This window comes from Streptomyces venetus (genome assembly GCF_039540295.1).
Taxonomy (GTDB): Bacteria; Actinomycetota; Actinomycetes; order Streptomycetales; family Streptomycetaceae; genus Streptomyces; species Streptomyces venetus.
Map to the genome: position 1 here is coordinate 538775 of NZ_BAABET010000001.1, position 18368 is coordinate 557142.

An 18368-nucleotide genomic window follows, 5' to 3' on the forward strand; every position below is an offset into this window, starting at 1 on the left:
ACAGAGTGACAGACTGGCCACGCCCATAAGCATCGAGTTACCGAAGTGGGCCGCCATGAGTGAGAACAGTGCTACTCCTGTGGTCGAAGACAGGTACGAAGACGGTCAGATTCGTGCATCCGATCTGCGTCCCCTGCTCGCCGCGATGACAGCCGCGCGCGACGGCGACTTCACGCGGGCGCCGGAATCCGGCCACGGGATGGTGGCCGAACTCACCGCGGTCTTCAACCAGATCATGGACCGCAGCGTCCACTTCACCACCGAGGTGCAGCGGGTGAGACGGGAGCTGGTGCGGCACGGCCGGCTCGACGAGCGGCTCTCGGCCAGTCCGGGGCAGGGCCTGTGGACGTCCCGCGTCAACGACGTGAACCAGTTGCTCGACGCCCTGGTCGCCCCGGCGGCGAATGCGACACGTGTTCTGGACGCGGTGGCCGGCGGTGATCTGACCCAGCGGGTCGATCTGCACGACGGGACCCGGCAGTTACGCGGCGATCTGCGTCGCCTGGGCCGGGCCGTGAACACGATGGTGGACCAGCTCTCCCTGTTCACGGGCGAGGTGACGCGGGTCGCGCGCGAGGTCGGCACCGAGGGGCGGCTCGGCGGACGGGCCAAGGTGCGGGGTCTGTCGGGCAGTTGGCGGGACGTGACGGAGGCCGTCAACACGATGGCGTCCCGGCTGACGGCGCAGGTGCGGGACATCGCGGCCGTGACGACGGCCGTGGCGCGTGGCGATCTGACCCGCACGGTCAAGGTCGAGGCGACCGGTGAGCTCCTCGAACTGAAGCTGACCGTGAACACGATGGTCGACCAGCTGTCCGCCTTCGCCGACGAGGTCACCCGGGTGGCCCGCGAGGTAGGCACCGAGGGCCAGTTGGGCGGCCGGGCGCAGGTGCGGGGCGTCTCCGGGGTCTGGAAGGACCTCACCGACAACGTCAACTTCATGGCGTCGAACCTGACCTCCCAGGTCCGCAACATCGCCCAGGTCACCACGGCCGTCGCCAACGGCGATCTGTCCCAGAAGATCACGGTCGACGCGCAGGGCGAGATCCTGGAGCTCAAGTCGACCATCAACACGATGGTCGACCAGCTCTCCGCCTTCGCCGACGAGGTGACCCGGGTCGCCCGCGAGGTCGGCACCGAGGGCAACCTCGGCGGCCGGGCCCAGGTGCGGGGCGTCTCCGGGGTCTGGAAGGACCTCACCGACAACGTCAACTTCATGGCCGACAACCTCACCTCCCAGGTGCGGAACATCGCGCTCGTCTCCACCGCCGTGGCCCAGGGCGACCTCGGCAAGAAGATCACGGTGGAGGCCAAGGGCGAGATCCTGGAGCTCAAGTCCACGATCAACACGATGGTCGACCAGCTCTCCGCCTTCGCCGACGAGGTGACCCGCGTCGCCCGCGAGGTCGGCACGGAAGGCAACCTCGGCGGCCAGGCCCAGGTCCGCGGCGTCTCCGGCGTCTGGAAGGACCTCACCGACAACGTCAACTTCATGGCGCTGAACCTGACCTCCCAGGTCCGCAACATCGCCCAGGTCACCACGGCCGTCGCCAACGGCGACCTGTCGAAGAAGATCACGGTCGACGCCCGCGGCGAGATCCTCGAACTCAAGGACACCGTCAACACGATGGTGGAGCAGCTGCGCGCCTTCGCCGACGAAGTGACGAGGGTCGCCCGCGAGGTCGGCACCGACGGCCGGCTCGGCGGCCGGGCGCAGGTCCTGGGCGTCTCCGGGGTGTGGCGGGACCTCACGGACAACGTCAACTCGATGGCCGACAACCTCACCTCCCAGGTGCGCAATATCGCCCAGGTCGCCACGGCCGTGGCGCAGGGCGACCTGTCCCGGAAGATCGACGTGGACGCGCGCGGCGAGATCCTGGAGCTGAAGACGACCATCAACACGATGGTCGACACGCTGTCCTCCTTCGCCTCGGAGGTCACGCGCGTGGCCCGCGAGGTCGGCTCCGAGGGACAGCTCGGCGGCCAGGCCAGGGTGGAGGGCGTCTACGGCACGTGGAAGCGCCTGACGACGAACGTCAACGAACTCGCGCTCAACCTCACCACCCAGGTCCGTGCGATCGCCGAGGTCGCCTCCGCCGTGGCCCAGGGCGACATGTCCCGCTCGATCACGGTGGAGACGCAGGGCGAGGTCGCCGAGCTGAAGGACAACATCAACCTGATGGTGGCCAACCTGCGCGAGACCACCCGCGCAAAGGACTGGCTGGAGTCCAACCTGGCCCGTCTCGCCGCGCTGATGCAGGGCCACCGCGACCTGATGGAGGTCGCCGACCTGATACTGCGCGAGCTGACGCCGCTGGTGAGCGCGCAGTACGGCGCGTTCTACCTGGCCGACCCGGAGGAGGACGGGGCGACGGTCCCCACCAAGGGGCTCGCCTTCATCGCCGGCTACGGCGCCGCGCAGGACGCGACCGTCGAGACCGGCGGCCTCCCCGTGCACGGTCTGGTCGCGCAGGCGGCCCGGGAGAAGAAACGCATCCTGGTGGAGGGCGCTCCGCCGGACTACATCAAGATCAACAGCGGTCTGGGCGAAGCCGCTCCCACCACGATCGTGATCATCCCGATCCTCTTCGAGGACAAGCTCCTCGGTGTCATCGAACTCGCCTCCTTCTCCCGCTTCTCCGATGTGCACCTGGCCTTCTTCGACCAGTTCGTCAACACCATCGGCGTCGCCATCAACACCATCATCGCCAACTCCCGCACGGAGTCCCTGCTCGGCGAGTCCCAGCGCCTGGCCCGGCAGCTCCAGGAGCGCTCGGACGAACTCCAGTCGCAACAGGGCGAGTTGCAGCGCTCCAACGCCGAACTGGAGGAGAAGGCCGCCCTGCTGGCCACGTCCTCGCAGTACAAGTCGGAGTTCCTCGCGAACATGTCGCACGAGCTGCGCACCCCGCTGAACTCGCTGCTGATCCTGGCCCGGCTGCTCTCCGACAACCCGGACGGCCACCTCTCCGACCAGGAGGTGCAGTTCGCGACGACGATCCACCGCTCGGGCTCGGACCTCCTCCAGCTGATCAACGACATCCTGGACCTGTCGAAGATCGAGGCCGGCCGGATGGACGTACGCCCCAAACGGCTGCCCCTGATCAAGCTGCTCGACTACGTTCACGCCACCTTCCGCCCCCTCACCCTCGACCGGGGGCTCGCCTTCGAGGTGGCGGTCGGCGAGGACGTGCCGCGCGAGGTGTACTCGGACGAGCAGCGCTTGCAGCAGATCCTGCGCAACCTCCTGTCCAACGCGATCAAGTTCACCGCGACGGGCAAGGTCGAGCTGCGGGTGGACCGGGTGCGGGACACCGAGCACCGCTTCGTACGGGACGCCGACGAGGTGATCGCGTTCTCCGTGTCCGACACGGGCATCGGTATCGCACCGGAGAAACTCCCGGTGATCTTCGAGGCGTTCGCGCAGGCCGACGGCACCACCAACCGCAAGTACGGCGGCACCGGCCTCGGACTGTCCATCAGCCGGGAGATCGCCGGCCTGCTCGGCGGCCGGATCGTCGCCGAGAGCGAGCCCGGCAAGGGCTCCACGTTCACCCTCTACGTGCCGGTCGTCAGCCCCGGTCACACGGTGCCGCAACCCCGCCCCGGGGACCGACCCGAACTCCCGCTGCCCCTCCAGCCCGCCGTCGCCGGACCGCTCCCGGCGACGCCCGACACGGACGACGCCTGGCCCTCACCGACCAGGCTGGAGGCGTGGACGTCCGGCAGGCCGGGCCGGATCCTGGCCGGGCGGCGCGTGCTGATCGTCGACGACGACATCCGCAACGTCTTCGCCCTCACCCATGTCCTCGGCCGGGTCGGCATGACCGTGCTGTACGCGGAGAACGGCCGCGAGGGCGTCGAGACGCTGGAGCGCAGCGGGGCGGTCGAACTGGTCCTGATGGACATCATGATGCCGGAGATGGACGGCTACGAGACCATCTCCGCCATCCGCCGCACCCCGCGCTGGGCCGACCTGCCCATCGTCGCCCTGACCGCGAAGGCGATGCCCGGCGACCGCGAGAAGTCCATCGCCCGCGGCGCCAACGACTACGTGCCCAAGCCGGTGGACATCGACCGGCTGCTGACGGTCGTGTGCGAACTGCTGGACCCGCAGGCCACGCCGTCATGAACTCGAGAGATCCAGGACCTCGAACGCCGAGCGGACAAGGGCACTCAGGGGCGCGGGGAACTGCGCGACAAGCCACGACGAACCCGCGGCCGCCACGCGATCCCCGCCACTCCCTACGCCTCGCGAGAGCCCTCGTACATCTCATCGATCAGATGCTTGTACTCCCGCTCCACCACGGGCCGCTTCAGCTTCAGACTCGGCGTGATCTCCCCGTGCTCCACATCGAGATCCCGCGGCAGCAGCCGGAACTTCTTGATGGTCTGCCACCGCTGAAGCCCCTCGTTGAGCTGCTTCACGTACCCGTCGACCATCTCCACCGTGACCGGCGAGGCGACGATCTCCGCGTACGACTTCCCCTCCAGCCCGTTCTCCTTCGCCCACTCCGTGAGGGCGACCTCGTCGAGCGCGATCAGCGCCGTGCAGAAGTTCCGGTCGGCCCCGTGCACGAGGATGTTGGACACGTACGGGCAGACCGCCTTGAACTGCCCCTCGACCTCCGCCGGCGCGATGTACTTGCCGCCCGAGGTTTTGATGAGGTCCTTCTTGCGGTCGGTGATGCGCAGGTACCCGTCGGGCGACAGCTCGCCGATGTCCCCGGTGTGGAACCAGCCGTCCGGCTCCAGCACCTCCGCCGTCTTCTCGGGCAGCCCGTGGTAGCCCTCCATGATCCCGGGCCCGCGCAGCAGGATCTCCCCGTCGTCGGCGATCCGCACCTCCGTGCCGGGCAGCGGCTTGCCGACCGTGCCGGTGCGGTAGGCCTCGCCCGGGTTCACGAACGAGGCGGCCGAGGACTCGGTCAGGCCGTAGCCCTCGAGGATGTGGATGCCGGCGCCGGAGAAGAAGTACCCGATCTCGGGTGCCAGCGCCGCCGAGCCGGAGACGCACGCCCGCAGGTTCCCGCCGAACGCCTCCTTGATCTTGGCGTACACCAGCGCATCGGCGACCTTGTGCTTCACGCCCAGGCCGAACGGCACGGACGCGGTGCCGGTCCGCCGGAAGTTGTCCTGCGCGACCTTGGCGTACTCGCGCGCGACCTCGGCCGCCCACTGGAAGATCTTGTACTTGGCGCCGCCGCCGGCTCGGGCCTTCGCGGCCACGCCGTTGTATACCTTCTCGAAGATGCGCGGCACGGCCGCCATGTACGTCGGCTGCACCACCGGCAGATTGTCGATGATCTTGTCGACGCGGCCGTCCACGGCGGTGACGTGCCCGACCTCGATCTGGCCGGAGGTGAGCACCTTGCCGAAGACGTGCGCGAGGGGCAGCCACAGGTACTGCACGTCCTCGCCGCTGACCAGGCCCGTCGCGGCGATGGCCTTCGCCATGTAGGACCAGTTGTCGTGCGGGAGGCGCACGCCCTTGGGGCGGCCGGTGGTGCCGGAGGTGTAGATGAGGGTGGCCAGCTGATCCTTGCTGATCGCCCCGACCCGCTCCTTGATCAGCTCGGGGTCCTTCTCCAGCCGGGCCGCGCCGCGCTTCTCCAGCTCGTCGAGGGTGAGGATCCAGTCGGCGGTCTCGACACCGGCCGCGTCGATGACCACCACATGGGTGAGGTCGGGCAGCTCGGCGCGCTTCTCCCGCGCCTTGGCCAGCTGCTCGGCGTTCTCCGCGATGAGCACCCGGCTCTCGGAGTCCGACAGGATGTACGCGGACTCCTCGGCGTTGGTCTGCGGATACACCGTGGTCGTGGCCGCGCCGGCGCACATGATGCCGAGGTCGGCGAGGATCCACTCGATCCGGGTACTGGCGGCGAGCGCGACGCGCTGCTCGGGCTCGACGCCCAGCTCGATGAGGCCCGCCGCGATGGCGTAGACCCGTTCGGCGGCCTGCGCCCAGTTCAGCGACTTCCAGTCGTCTGGCCCCTGCCCGGAGCCAGAGGGCACCGGATAGCGGTAGGCCTCGGCGTCCGGCGTGGCCGCCACGCGCTCCAGGAAGAGGCCCGCCACGGACGGCGGACGGTTCTCGATCAGGGTCTGTGTGTCGCTCACGACATCCTCCGGGCCCGCGACAGTGCGGCTGGCTCAGGTGCGGCTGGTTGATACCCACGAGTTGCTGGTCACGCGCTCTTGTTTAACTCGCGAGTAACTATGGAGCAGGGATCAGAGTAAAGGCCGACCGCTCCCCGCGTAAGGGTCCGCGGCCTGTCATTTCATACAGAGAGCTACCCCGTATACGCACAGGAGCCCGCCGCACTTTCGCACGACGGGCCCCTGTTCTACCCGGTTTGCCGCGTAACCGACGGTAACCAGTCGTTACTTCTTGCTCTTGGCCGACCCCGCGCTGTCATCGCTCGACAGGACGGCGATGAAGGCCTCCTGCGGAACTTCCACGGAACCCACCATCTTCATCCGCTTCTTGCCCTCCTTCTGCTTCTCCAGCAGCTTCCGCTTACGGGAGATGTCACCGCCGTAGCACTTCGCGAGGACGTCCTTGCGGATGGCGCGGATGGTCTCGCGGGCGATGACCCGGGAGCCGATGGCGGCCTGGACGGGCACCTCGAAGGCCTGCCTCGGGATCAGCTCCTTGAGCTTGGCGACGAGCCGCACGCCGTACGCGTACGCCTGGTCCTTGTGCGTGATCGCCGAGAAGGCGTCCACCTTGTCGCCGTGCAGCAGGATGTCGACCTTGACCAGGCTGGAGGTCTGCTCGCCGGTGGGCTCGTAGTCGAGCGAGGCGTAGCCGCGGGTCTTGGACTTCAGCTGGTCGAAGAAATCGAAGACGATCTCGGCGAGGGGCAGGGTGTAGCGGATCTCGACCCGCTCCTCGGAGAGGTAGTCCATGCCGAGCAGCGTGCCGCGCCGGGTCTGGCAGAGCTCCATGATCGAGCCGATGAACTCGCTGGGCGCCAGGATGGTGGCCCGCACGACCGGCTCGTAGACCTCCGAGATCTTGCCCTCGGGGAACTCGCTCGGGTTGGTGACGGTGTGCTCGGTGCCGTCCTCCATGAGGACGCGGTAGACCACGTTCGGGGCGGTCGCGATCAGGTCGAGCCCGAACTCGCGCTCCAGCCGCTCACGGATCACGTCCAGGTGCAGCAGGCCGAGGAAGCCGACGCGGAAACCGAAGCCGAGGGCGGCGGAGGTCTCCGGCTCGTAGACCAGCGCGGCGTCGTTGAGCTGGAGCTTGTCGAGGGCCTCGCGCAGCTCGGGGTAGTCGGAGCCGTCCAGCGGATACAGACCCGAGAAGACCATCGGCTTGGGGTCCTTGTAGCCGCCCAGCGGCTCCTCGGCGCCCTTCTGCTGGCTGGTGACGGTGTCACCGACCTTGGACTGGCGGACGTCCTTCACACCCGTGATCAGGTAGCCCACCTCGCCGACGCCGAGGCCGTCGGCCGACAGCATCTCCGGCGAGTTGGTGCCGATCTCCAGCAGCTCGTGCGTGGCGCCCGTGGACATCATCCTGATGCGCTCGCGCTTGTTGAGCTGCCCGTCGATGACCCTGACGTACGTCACCACGCCGCGGTAGGAGTCGTAGACGGAGTCGAAGATCATGGCCCGCGCGGGGGCGTCCTTCACACCGACCGGGGCCGGGACCTGCTCGACCACCTTGTCCAGCAGCGCCTCGACACCGAGCCCGGTCTTGGCGGAGACCTTGAGCACGTCGTCGGGGTCGCACCCGATGAGGTGGGCCAGCTCGTCGGCGAACTTCTCGGGCTGCGCGGCCGGCAGGTCGATCTTGTTGAGAACGGGGATGATCGTGAGGTCGTTCTCCATCGCCAGGTAGAGGTTGGCGAGGGTCTGGGCCTCGATGCCCTGGGCGGCGTCGACCAGGAGGATGGTGCCCTCGCAGGCGGCGAGCGACCGCGAGACCTCGTAGGTGAAGTCGACGTGACCCGGGGTGTCGATCATGTTGAGGATGTGCGTGTTGCTCTTGTCGTGGGTGGGAGCCCACGGCAGACGCACGGCCTGGGACTTGATCGTGATGCCGCGCTCGCGCTCGATGTCCATGCGGTCGAGGTACTGAGCGCGCATCTGCCGCTGCTCGACCACCCCGGTGAGCTGGAGCATCCGGTCGGCGAGCGTGGACTTGCCGTGGTCGATGTGCGCGATGATGCAGAAGTTGCGGATCAGAGCCGGGTCGGTACGGCTCGGCTCGGGCACATGGCTAGGGATCGCGGGCACGCAGGGTCCTGATTCTTGAGGCGTCCGCAGTGTCTGCGGTCTCGGGTCGGATCGGATCGATACGTAGCCTCCATGGTCCCACGGGTGCGGACCATGGACGGGTTTGGGCCGTGGAAGGGCCCGCTGGTAGCCTGGGTGGCTGTGTCTCATGCCCTCTCGCACGAGGCACGTCATCAGAAATCACACCTGAAAAGGCTCATTCGTGGCGAACATCAAGTCCCAGATCAAGCGGATCAAGACCAACGAGAAGGCGCGGCTGCGCAACAAGGCCGTCAAGTCCTCCCTCAAGACCGCGATCCGCAAGGCCCGTGAGGCCGTGGCCGCGGGTGACGTCGAGAAGGCCACCGAGTACCAGCGCGTTGCCGCGCGTCAGCTCGACAAGGCCGTCTCGAAGGGCGTCATCCACAAGAACCAGGCCGCCAACAAGAAGTCGGCGCTGGCTCAGAAGGTCGCCGCGCTCAAGGGCTGACGTTTGATGTGACGCCGGAGGGAATCGAGCGGGCCCTCTCTCATCCGCTCCCGTCCGGCACCCCTCGGATCCACGCGCGGCCTGCGTTCGCCACGCGGGCGTGGATCCAGCAGCTTGAATCGAAGGCCGGGTGTTCTCCTGTTCCCCATGGGAGGGCACCCGGCCTTCGGCCTGCTCAGGACCAGAACGCGTCGTTCTTGTCGATGTCCTCGACGCACTCGTCGAGGTCCGTGACCCGGTCCCCGACGATCCGGAAGACGATGCAGCCGGTGTCGTCCAGGCGCTTGCCCTGCCGCTCGGCGGTGACCCGGCACATGCCGACCGCGTGACCACGGCCGTCCACGGCGATCCCGAGCACGTCCAGACGCATCGACCCGCCGGTCTCCTCCCCGATCCGCCGGTACATGTCGATGATCGCGTCCTGGCCCTTGAAGTCGCCCGAGAGCGGGTGGCTGCCGGGCACGTGGTGCGTGGCGTCCTTCGCGATCAGTTCCCGCAGGGTGTCCAGGTCGCCTCGGGTGAAGGCCTCGAAGCCCTTGCGGACGAGCGCTGCGTGCGGGTGTTCAGCCATGTCCCTCGCCACCTCTCCGTCTCTTGGCGACGTACGGCTGACACAACCGATTCTCCCTCCGGGCGGGTTTCGCGGCACAGTGGAGACATGGACGCAGTCTGCGGGAACGTGCTGGCCGGGGCCCGGGTGGCGACCCGGCTGCCCGCCCAGGACCTGGACCGGGCGCGGCGCTTCTACTCCGAGAAGCTCGGGCTCGACCCCGTCGACGAACGGCCCGGCGGGCTGCTGTACCGGTGCGGCGGCGCGGACTTCGTGCTGTTCCGCTCCACGGGGGCTTCGCCCGGCACCTTCACGCAGATGGCGCTGGAGGTCGACGACATCGAGGCCGCCGTGGCCGAGCTCAAGCGGCGTGGCGTGGTCTTCGAGGAGGTCGACGTGCCCGGCTTCCGCACGGAGGGCGGAATCGCCGAGATCGAGGGCAACTACCCGAGCAAGGGCGCCCGCGGCGAGCGGGGCGCCTGGTTCCACGACAGCGAGGGGAACCTGCTGGGGATCGGGGAGCCGGTCGTCTGAGCCCGACTCGGTCCGAATTGCGCCACTGCCCCGGCACGGCCCCCGGCCCCCGGCCCCCGGGAAACCGGTCGCCCCGGCGAAGCCGTGCCCGAGAGGCACCGCCGCCCGACCTCCGGGAAGTCCGTCTTCCGGCAAGCCCGGCCCGAGAGATCCGCCGGGCCCGCCGGAGCAGCCGGTCGTCCGAGCGCGACCCGGACCGAAGGGTGCCGCTAGCCCCGGCCCCTGGAGCGTGCTGCCCGGGCGATGGCGACCACGGCCTTCTCCAGGGCGTACTCGGGGTCGTCTCCGCCGCCCTTCACTCCCGCGTCCGCTTCGGCCACCGCTCGCAGGGCCACGGCGACCCCGTCCGGGGTCCATCCCCGCATCTGCTGCCGTACCCGGTCGATCTTCCACGGCGGCATCCCCAGCTCCCGCGCGAGATCGGCCGGCCGACCGCCCCGGGCCGACGACAGCTTCCCGATCGCGCGGACTCCCTGCGCCAGCGCACTCGTGATCAGCACCGGCGCCACCCCGGTCGCCAGCGACCAGCGCAACGCCTCCAGCGCCTCCGCCGCCCGCCCCTCGACCGCCCGGTCGGCGACCGTGAAGCTCGACGCCTCGGCCCGGCCGGTGTAGTACCGCCCGACGACCGCCTCGTCGATCGTCCCCTCGATGTCCGCGACCAGCTGCGACACCGCCGACGCCAGCTCCCGCAGATCACTCCCGATCGCGTCGACGAGCGACTGGCACGCCTCCGGCGTGGCGGACCTGCCCGCCGCCCGGAACTCTCCCCGCACGAACGCCAGCCGGTCCGCCGGCTTCGTCATCTTCGGGCAGGCCACCTCGCGCGCCCCCGCTTTGCGCGCCGCGTCGAGCAGCCCCTTCCCCTTGGCCCCGCCGGCGTGCAGCAGCACCAGGGTGATCTCCTCGGCGGGCGCCCCGAGATACGCCTTCACGTCCTTGATCGTGTCGGCCGACAGGTCCTGGGCGTTGCGTACGACGACGACCTTGCGCTCGGCGAAGAGCGACGGACTCGTCAGCTCGGCGAGTGTGCCGGGCTGCAACTGGTCCGGAGTCAGGTCCCGTACGTCCGTGTCGGCGTCGGCGGCCTTCGCGGCGGCCACCACCTCCTGCACGGCGCGGTCGAGCAGCAGCTCCTCCTGGCCCACGGCGAGCGTCACCGGGGCGAGAGGGTCGTCATTCGCAGTCTTCCTGGCCATCGCGACAAGCATCCCACGCACCACTGACAGCGATGCCCGCGAGGACCACGCGTACGAAGACGTGCGAGGACGCCGTGCGAGGACACCGGACGGGGAAGCTACGGCTCCTCCCGCCAGCCCTCCCACTCCCCGGCGAACCGGTCCAGCTCCGCGGCGTCCAGCCGCCCGGCCTCGTCCCGCAGGACGACCAGCCACTGGGCGTCCTCGGCGTCGTCCTCACCGGCCAGTGCGTCCCGCACCAGCTGTGGCTCCTCCACGACCCCGAACCGCTCCCCGAGCGCCTCCACCACCTCTTCCGCGGCATCCCGGTCGGGTAGCACCAGCACATGTCGCACATCACTCACGCCGGACATTGTCCGTCACGGCACCGGAGCCGGGCCGCCGGCTCAGCCCTTGCGCACGACCTGGACGTCGAGGTCGACCTTGATGCTCGGCCCGACCACCGCGATGCCCCGCGCGAGCATGGTCTGCCAGCTCACGGTGAAGTCGTCCCGGTGCAGTTCGGTGGTGGCCCGGCAGGCCGCCGACCCGAACGGATCGGCGCCACCGCTGACCACCGCACACCCCATGGCGTCGGTGACCGCGAACTCCGCGTGCCTGACCGGCTCGTCGACCGGATCGAGCACCCGGCTTTGATCACTGTTCGTCGAGGACGCATTCGACCACTGATGAGGTTTTCGAGGCAACACGGGAACACATCATGGGAATCCAGCACTTGTGATGGGACTAGGCACGAGTAGAACCGACAAGAACCATGTGAACCATGTGTGGACGGTGTGACCCCTCTGGTCCGGTTCAGTCACGGTCCCGGCCGGTGTCCCGGGTCGTCGCGCCGCGGACCGTCGGCACCTCGCCGAGCTCGATGCCGAACCGCTCCCGGTACACCCCCAGCACCTCCCCGTCCGTCGCCAGTTCCCGCTCCTCCCGCGTCCCGTCGGCCCCCGTCACCGTGTATCTGCGGCCGCTGAGGGTGATCCTCCCGCCGTCCTCCGTGACCCGCGAGCAGACCAGCGACCGCGTGAAGTGCGACACCGACGACGTGCTGTGCCACCACGCCCCGGCCACGAAGTCGCCCAGCGCCCGCGGCCGTACCTCCAGGCGGTACCGCGGGCTGCCGTCCCGGATCACGTCCAGGTCCGCCGCCTCCACCGTGTCGTGCCCTCCACGGACCCCGGCCGCGTCGGGCCGCGCCTCGACGATCCGGAAGGTGCCCGCGGGGTCCTCCTGCGATCCCCGGTCCCCGAACGCCAGCGGCAGATGGCTGTGCGCCCCGAACCCGACGTCCGCCAGCCAGTCGCCCCCGTCCACCGTCCGCACCCGCAGCGCGAGATGGTCGTACGGGATCCCGAGCCGCTCCCCCTCCCCGTACACCCGCCCCGCGAGCAGCGCCACGTCGTATCCCAGCGCGGCGAGCAACGCCCCGAAGGCGCCGTTGAGTTCGTAGCAGAACCCGCCCCGCCGCGCGCCCACGACCTTGTCCAGCAGCCGCTGCTCCTCCAGCACGATCTCCTCGCCCAGATGGACGGAGAGGTTCTCGAACGGCACGGTCCGCAGATGACGCAGATGCAGATCGCGCAGCGCGTCGACCGTGGGCCACGCCGGGTGCTCGGCTCCCAGGCGGCGGAGATAGGCATCAATCTGTGCTGGATTCATGCCCTCAGTCTCGCGCCACTCTCAGCCCCCCGTCCCCTTCCAGCACCGCCAACGCGCCGTCCCGGTCCGTCCGCAGCACCGCCGCGCCCCCGGCGCGCAACGCCGCGACCGTGCCGGGCGCCGGGTGCCCGTACGTGTTGTCCTCGCCGCAGGAGATGAGCGCCAGCCGCGGGGCCGCCCGGCGTATGAGGCCGGGGTCCTGGTAGGCCGAGCCGTGATGGGCGACCTTCAGCACGTCCACGCGCCGCAGCGCCTCGGCCGCCGGTGACCTGGCCAGCGCCCGCTGGGCCGGGGGTTCGAGGTCCCCGAGGAGCAGCAGACGCAGTCCCGCGGACCGGACCAGCATGGCGACACTGGCGTCGTTCGGCCCCTCCGGCTCCGGGTGCCCCGGGAGCACCTGCGGGGGCGAGCCGGGTGAGGGGTTCGGCGGCGGGCTCGGGGGCGGCCACACCACCTGCCAGGACAGCTCCCCCGTGCGGCGCTGCTCCCCGGCGGCGGCCCGCGTCACGGGGATCCTCCGGGCGGCCGCCTGTCTCCGGACGAACGCGGCCTGTTCGGCGGGCTCTTCGAAGCCGGTCGTCTCGATCGCGCCGACGGTCCGTCCGCGCAGCACGCCGGGCAGACCCGCCACGTGATCGGCGTGGAAGTGGGTGAGGACGACCAGCGGGACTCTGGTGATGCCGAGGGCGCGCAGGCAGTGGTCGACGAGCTGCGGGTCGGGCCCCGCGTCCACCACCACACCGGCGCCCTCGCCCGCCGCGAGCACCATGGCGTCGCCCTGCCCCACGTCGCACATGACCAGCCGCCAGCCCGGCGGCGGCCAGCCCGTGAGCACCCGGGTCAGCGGCGGCGGCTGCACCACCGCCAGCGCCAGCAGCAGCCCGCAGACCCCGCACCACCAGGGATGCCGGAGCAGCCGCCGCCCCACGAGCAGCACGGCCGACGTCACGACCGCGAGCAGCGCGGCCCCCGTCCAGCTGCCCGGCCAGTCCACTCCCGCACCGGGCAGCGCCGCCCCGGTACGGGCGATGGTCGCGATCCACTCGGCCGGCCAGTGCGCGCACCACGCCAGGGCCTCGGCCACCGGCATCACGGCCGGTGCCGCGGCCAGCGCGGCGAAGCCCAGTACCGTGGCCGGCGCGATCGCGAACTCCGCGATCAGGTTGCACGGCACCGCCACCAGGCTCACCCGCGCCGAGAGCACGGCGACGATCGGCGCGCACACGGCCTGCGCCGCGCCGGCGGCACCCAGCGCCTCGGCGAGCCGTGGCGGCACTCCCCGCCGTCGCAGCCCGGCGCTCCAGCGCGGCGCGAGCGTGAGCAGGGCGCCGGTGGCGGCGACGGAGAGCAGGAACCCGTAACTCCGCGCCAGCCACGGGTCGTACAGCACCAGCAGCAGGACCGCCGTCGCCAGCGCCGGGATCAGCGATCTGCGGCGGCCGGTGGCGAGGGCGAGCAGCGCGACGGCTCCGCAGGCCGCGGCCCGCAGCACGCTCGGGTCCGGTCTGCACACGACGACGAACCCGAGTGAGAGCACGCCCCCGAGCACCGCGGTCGCCCGCAGGGAGATGCCGAGGCGAGGCGCGAGTCCCCGCCGCTCGACGCGCTGCGCCAGGCCCGGTGGCCCGAGCAGCAGGGCGAGCAGGATGGTGAAGTTGGCCCCGGACACGGCCAGGGTGTGGGTGAGGTCCGTCTCCTTGAAGGCCTCCTCCAGCTCCGGGGTGATCCGCGAGGTGTCCCCCACGACCAGTCCCGGCAGCAACGCCCGGGCATCCGGCGTCAGCCCGTCGGTCGCCTCCCGCAGCCCGGCACGCAGCCGGCCGGCGAGTCGTTGCGCGTCCGAGGGCGCTCCCACCACCTCCGGTTCGGTCTCGCCCCGCACCCGCAGCACGGCCGCGATCCGGTCACCGCCCGTCAGGGCGGGCGCCGATCGCGCGCTGACCCGCAGCCGGGTCGAGGGCAGCAGCCCGAGCCACGGCGACCGCCCGGCCTCGTCGGCGGCCGGCCGCCCGCCCCGCCGGCCCGAACCCACGTCGACGATCAGCAGCACCGGTGTCCGCGTCGCCGCCGTCGCGCCACCGCTGTCGTGGACACGCCGTACTTCGGCGTCGATCAGTACGGCGGTCGGAGTGACGTGATCGCCGCGGACCCTGGGCCGGGTGAGGCGTGGGTCGGAGGTGAGTTCGACCTCGGCGGTCACGGTCGCGTACGACCGGGCCAGTCCGGGCACGGGCCCTCGCCGCAGATCCGCCCCGTGCAGCCCGGCCGAAGCAGCCGCAGCGGCGACGCACAGCAGCACGGCCGCGGCGGACGCCCGCGACCAGGACGCCCACCCCGCTCGCCGGGTCCACGGCAGCAGCGCGACGGCGGCCAGACAACCGGCCACGATGCCCGTGGACCCCGGTGAGGCGTCGAGCATCAGGGCGGCAGTGGCCCAGGCCGCCAGGGCCGGTGGGACCAGCCGCAGGTCCGTGGGGCCCTCCTGCCGTGGACGGGCGGCGCCGAGGCGCTTCCCGGAGGCGGCGTGTACCGCCGACCGGCCGCGCGTCAGGTCGGGCGCGCTCGTCATGGCCGCACGAGGTTGCGCAGGTCGGCGAAGCGGCGGTCGCCGATGCCGTTCACCTCGCGCAGCTCGTCCACGGAGCGGAATCCGCCGTGCTGCGTGCGGTAGTCGATGATGTGCTGCGCCAGCACCGGGCCGACACCGGGCAGGGTGTCGAGCTGGTCGGCGGTGGCCGTGTTGAGGGAGACCGGAGCCGGTGGCCCGCCGCCCGCCGCGCCACCGGCCGTGCCACCGGAGGCCGTTCCGCTCGTGCCGGTCCCCGCGGCGGGAGCCGGTGCACCGACGATCACCTGCTCGCCGTCCACGAGGAAGCGGGCGCGGTTGAGGCCGTCGGTGTTCGTGCCGGGCTTCACACCGCCCGCCGCCCGCAGGGCGTCCGCGACCCGGGAGCCGGCCGGCAGCCGGTGGACTCCGGGATCCCGGACCTTGCCGCCGACGTCCACGACGACCTCGGCCGCCGCTGCTCCACCCGCCGCCTTCGCCGCCCCGGCGGGCACACCAGGCCCCCGCTTCTCGCCGGTCTGCCCGGTCCGCCCCTGCTCCGCCCCGTACGGTGCCGCCGCGCGCACCACCTCGGGCGGCCGCACGGACTGGGTGCGGCCGGTCCAGAAGTGCTGTACGGCGAACGCCGCGCCGAGGCAGAGCACGACGGTCAGCGCGAGCACGCTCCGCCGCTCCAGGCCGCATCTCGCCTGCAACCACAGCGGCATGCGCTCCCGCAGCGCCAGCCCGGCCCGCTCCCGCCAGGCACCGTCCGCGCCACGCCCGTCCCGGCGGTCATCCGCGGTGTCCGCCTCGGCGCGGGCCCCGGCCTCACCCCTGAAGGGTTCAGCCTCATCCCTGAACGGCCCGGCCTCGTCACTGAAGGCCCCGGCCCCCTCACGCCTGAGTGGCCCAGTCTCGTCCCTGGAGGCCCCGGCCTCACGCCTGAAGGCTCCAGTCTCGTCCCTGAAGGCCCCAGCCTCACCCCGTAAAAGCCCACCCCCGCCCCCGGCAAGGGGCTCGGCCCCCTCGGCACACCGTTCGCCGCCCGGCGGGCCATGGCCCGACTCCCCCCGCTCCCCGGCCCGTTCGGCAGACTCCCCGGCCCGTTCGGCAGGCTCGCCGAACAGCACCTCCGCGCGCCGCCGGAGGTCCTCCGCGGAGGCGTGACGCTGCCGTGCCCGACCCCGGGCGGCAGGCCGGTGACGGCGGTGGCGGACGCGGCCGTCGGACGCCGGGCCACGGCCCGGGCCACTGCTCGCGGGCGTTGTGCGTGAACGTGATCGAAGTGCCATGCGACGAGGATCGGCCACATCGGCCCCCTCGCGATGATCTTGTTCAATTCCCGGGGACAACACCCCACTTGTGGATAACTCCCCCACTCATCCGAGTGAGTCAGGGCCCGCGGTGACCGTTCACCTCGGCGAAATCACGACTCCCAGCAACCCGGGCCCCGTGTGCGCCCCGATCACCGCCCCGACTTCGCTGACATGCAGATCGGCCAGCCCGGACACCCGTGTCCGCAACCGGTCGGCGAGGGCCGACGCCCGGTCGGGCGCGGCGAGATGGTGGACGGCGACATCGACCTGGGCGCCGGCCGCCCGGTCCGCCGCGATCTCCTCGAGGCGGGCGATCGCCTTCGACGCGGTCCGCACCTTCTCCAGCGGTTCGATACGGCCGTCGGCCAGTTGCAGCAGCGGCTTCACCGCGAGCGCCGAACCCAGCAGGGCCTGCGCGGCACCGATGCGACCGCCGCGGCGCAGGTAGTCGAGGGTGTCGACGTAGAAGTAGGCGGACGTGCCCGCGGCCCGCTTCTCCGCGGCCGCGACGGCCTCGTCCACCGTTCCCCCGGACTCCGCGGTCTGTGCCGCGGAGAGCGCGCAGAATCCCAGCGCCATCGCGATCATGCCGGTGTCCACCACGCGCACCGGCACCGGCGCCTGCCGGGCGGCGGCGACGGCGGCGTCGTACGTGCCGGAGAGTTCGGCGGAGAGGTGGAGGGAGACGATGCCGGTGGCGCCGGACTCGGCGACCTTGCGGTAGGTCTCCTCGAAGACCGCGGGGCCGGGTCGCGAGGTCGTCACCGGGCGCCGCTTCTGCAAAGCCTGGGCGAGCGCGCGGGTCGAGATCTCGGTGCCCTCCTCCAGCGCCCGGTCGCCCAGGACGACCGTCAGAGGTACCGCGGTGATGCCGTGACGCTCCATCGTCCGGGCCGGCAGGTAGGCCGTTGAATCGGTGACGATCGCGACATGGCGGGACATGAGCTGGAGGTTACCTGCCGTAGCGCGCGTGCGGCAGCCCGGCCCCTGTGCCCTGTACCGCGACTGGCCGGATCAAGTGGTGCTCTCGGGGCGGGGCTTCTTCTGCCAGGGGTAGGTGGGGCGCGGTCGGGCCGGTGCGATGGCGGGCTGTGCCGGCTCCTGTGCCGGGCTCGACTGCGGGGTCTCCGGCCAGGTCTGCCCGGCCGTGGGGGCGTCGGCGGCGGGTGCGTCGGGCCACGGCGGCGGGGCGGGCCGGGACTCCGGTTCCGTCGTCCAGTGCCGCAGCGCGCCGGCTTCCACGTCGATCTGGGCGCTGAGCGTGTCCAGGTCGTCCTCGGCGAAGCGGCGGGCCCGGTCGCGGGCCGCCCAGCGCAGGGCGTCCGCCGACTGCGTGATGCGTTCGGTGCGCTCGCGCAGCCCGGGCAGCCGCTCGGTCAGTGCTGACCGGTTCGGCTCGGACTCCAGGCGCTTCAGCTCGTCGTCCAGCTCGTGCCCGTGCGCACTGAGCCGCTCGAAGAGGCCGACGGACTCCTTCATGGACTGGTCCTCGGCGGCGGCCGCGTGCAGCGCGTCCTGGGTGGCGCGCAGGGAGGTGCGCAGTTTCAGCCTCAGCTGGGCGAGTTCGCCCGCCGCGCCGGGCTGGGCGAAGGACTTGGCCCGCAGGGTGTGGTCCTCGACCGTGCGGCGGGCCTGGGTGATGCCTCGGTCCACCCCGCGCTTGGCGGCGCCGACCACCTTGACCGTGGCGTACACGCCGAGCCCGAGAAAGAGCACGAAGAGCAGAGCGAATACTGCGATCACTGCTTCCACCGGCTTCTCCTCAGGCTGTCGCGGCACACCTCACGTCGCTCTTCAACGGTAAACGCAACAGGCAGGTCCGGAGTTCCAGAAAAACCCCGAACCT

13 protein-coding genes and 1 pseudogene are annotated in these 18368 nt (G+C 71.1%); 3 read left to right on the top strand and 11 right to left on the bottom strand.

Going from position 1 to position 18368, the window contains the following annotated elements:
- Window positions 1-55: 55 nt before the first annotated feature.
- Complete coding sequence (locus tag ABEA82_RS02375) at window positions 56-4132, top strand: HAMP domain-containing protein (protein WP_345659642.1); 4077 nt, start codon at window positions 56-58, stop codon at window positions 4130-4132.
- A 113-nt stretch (window positions 4133-4245) separates the two neighbouring features.
- Here the strand turns inward: ABEA82_RS02375 and ABEA82_RS02380 are convergent, their stop codons facing one another.
- Together ABEA82_RS02380 and lepA are read right to left on the bottom strand one after the other, a co-directional pair.
- The gene (locus ABEA82_RS02380) at window positions 4246-6120 is read right to left on the bottom strand and encodes an AMP-dependent synthetase/ligase (RefSeq protein WP_345659643.1); all 1875 of its coding nucleotides are present in this window, start codon (window positions 6118-6120) and stop codon (window positions 4246-4248) included.
- Window positions 6121-6384: 264 nt separating this feature from the next.
- On the bottom strand, window positions 6385-8253 hold the full coding sequence (lepA, locus tag ABEA82_RS02385; protein WP_345659644.1) for a translation elongation factor 4: 1869 nt from the start codon (window positions 8251-8253) through the stop codon (window positions 6385-6387).
- 202 nt (window positions 8254-8455) lie between these two features.
- On the opposite strand from lepA, the gene rpsT reads away from it, so the two are divergent.
- Window positions 8456-8722: a 30S ribosomal protein S20 gene (gene rpsT, locus ABEA82_RS02390; RefSeq protein ID WP_003990171.1), complete on the top strand. Its 267-nt coding sequence runs from the start codon at window positions 8456-8458 to the stop codon at window positions 8720-8722.
- A gap of 175 nt (window positions 8723-8897) precedes the next feature.
- Here rpsT and ABEA82_RS02395 read toward each other — a convergent pair whose 3' ends face one another.
- Window positions 8898-9293 (bottom strand): nuclear transport factor 2 family protein, encoded by a 396-nt coding sequence (locus ABEA82_RS02395; protein ID WP_345659645.1) that lies wholly within the window; start codon window positions 9291-9293, stop codon window positions 8898-8900.
- An 87-nt stretch (window positions 9294-9380) separates the two neighbouring features.
- Between ABEA82_RS02395 and ABEA82_RS02400 the strand changes: the two genes are divergently transcribed.
- A complete protein-coding gene (locus tag ABEA82_RS02400; protein WP_345659646.1) occupies window positions 9381-9806 on the top strand; it encodes a VOC family protein in 426 nt (141 codons plus the stop codon).
- A 209-nt stretch (window positions 9807-10015) separates the two neighbouring features.
- Here the strand turns inward: ABEA82_RS02400 and holA are convergent, their stop codons facing one another.
- The 8 genes and pseudogenes from holA to ABEA82_RS02440 all read right to left on the bottom strand — a co-directional run bounded on the left by holA (window position 10016) and on the right by ABEA82_RS02440 (window position 18274).
- A complete protein-coding gene (gene holA / locus ABEA82_RS02405; RefSeq protein WP_345659647.1) occupies window positions 10016-11005 on the bottom strand; it encodes a DNA polymerase III subunit delta in 990 nt (329 codons plus the stop codon).
- A gap of 98 nt (window positions 11006-11103) precedes the next feature.
- Window positions 11104-11349, bottom strand: a complete 246-nt coding sequence (locus tag ABEA82_RS02410; protein ID WP_345659648.1) for a hypothetical protein — start codon at window positions 11347-11349, stop codon at window positions 11104-11106.
- A gap of 42 nt (window positions 11350-11391) precedes the next feature.
- Window positions 11392-11529 (bottom strand): annotated as a pseudogene (locus tag ABEA82_RS38625) (YceI family protein); the annotation flags it as partial.
- Between the two features lie 271 nt (window positions 11530-11800).
- Window positions 11801-12658, bottom strand: coding sequence for an arylamine N-acetyltransferase family protein (locus ABEA82_RS02420; RefSeq protein ID WP_345659649.1), 858 nt, complete (start codon window positions 12656-12658; stop codon window positions 11801-11803).
- Between the two features lie 4 nt (window positions 12659-12662).
- On the bottom strand, window positions 12663-15227 hold the full coding sequence (locus ABEA82_RS02425) for a ComEC/Rec2 family competence protein (protein WP_345659650.1): 2565 nt from the start codon (window positions 15225-15227) through the stop codon (window positions 12663-12665).
- Window positions 15224-16498: a ComEA family DNA-binding protein gene (locus ABEA82_RS02430; RefSeq protein WP_345659651.1), complete on the bottom strand. Its 1275-nt coding sequence runs from the start codon at window positions 16496-16498 to the stop codon at window positions 15224-15226. Before ABEA82_RS02430 ends, ABEA82_RS02425 begins: the two co-directional genes overlap by 4 nt.
- 120 nt (window positions 16499-16618) lie before the next feature.
- On the bottom strand, window positions 16619-17464 hold the full coding sequence (locus ABEA82_RS02435; protein ID WP_345659652.1) for a DegV family protein: 846 nt from the start codon (window positions 17462-17464) through the stop codon (window positions 16619-16621).
- 72 nt (window positions 17465-17536) lie between these two features.
- Entirely contained in the window at window positions 17537-18274 is a 738-nt protein-coding gene (locus ABEA82_RS02440) for a hypothetical protein (RefSeq protein ID WP_345659653.1), read from the bottom strand.
- Window positions 18275-18368: the final 94 nt, after the last annotated feature.

What these genes read in the sequence shown, in the direction of transcription:
- ABEA82_RS02395 (WP_345659645.1), bottom strand. Translation starts at nt 9,293, where the DNA reads ATGGCTGAACACCCGCACGCAGCGCTCGTCCGCAAGGGCTTCGAGGCC.
- ABEA82_RS02430 (WP_345659651.1), bottom strand. Translation starts at nt 16,498, where the DNA reads ATGGCACTTCGATCACGTTCACGCACAACGCCCGCGAGCAGTGGCCCG.
- ABEA82_RS02425 (WP_345659650.1), bottom strand. Translation starts at nt 15,227, where the DNA reads ATGACGAGCGCGCCCGACCTGACGCGCGGCCGGTCGGCGGTACACGCC.
- ABEA82_RS02435 (WP_345659652.1), bottom strand. Translation starts at nt 17,464, where the DNA reads ATGTCCCGCCATGTCGCGATCGTCACCGATTCAACGGCCTACCTGCCG.
- ABEA82_RS02375 (WP_345659642.1), top strand. Translation starts at nt 56, where the DNA reads ATGAGTGAGAACAGTGCTACTCCTGTGGTCGAAGACAGGTACGAAGAC.
- ABEA82_RS02400 (WP_345659646.1), top strand. Translation starts at nt 9,381, where the DNA reads ATGGACGCAGTCTGCGGGAACGTGCTGGCCGGGGCCCGGGTGGCGACC.
- ABEA82_RS02420 (WP_345659649.1), bottom strand. Translation starts at nt 12,658, where the DNA reads ATGAATCCAGCACAGATTGATGCCTATCTCCGCCGCCTGGGAGCCGAG.
- holA (WP_345659647.1), bottom strand. Translation starts at nt 11,005, where the DNA reads ATGGCCAGGAAGACTGCGAATGACGACCCTCTCGCCCCGGTGACGCTC.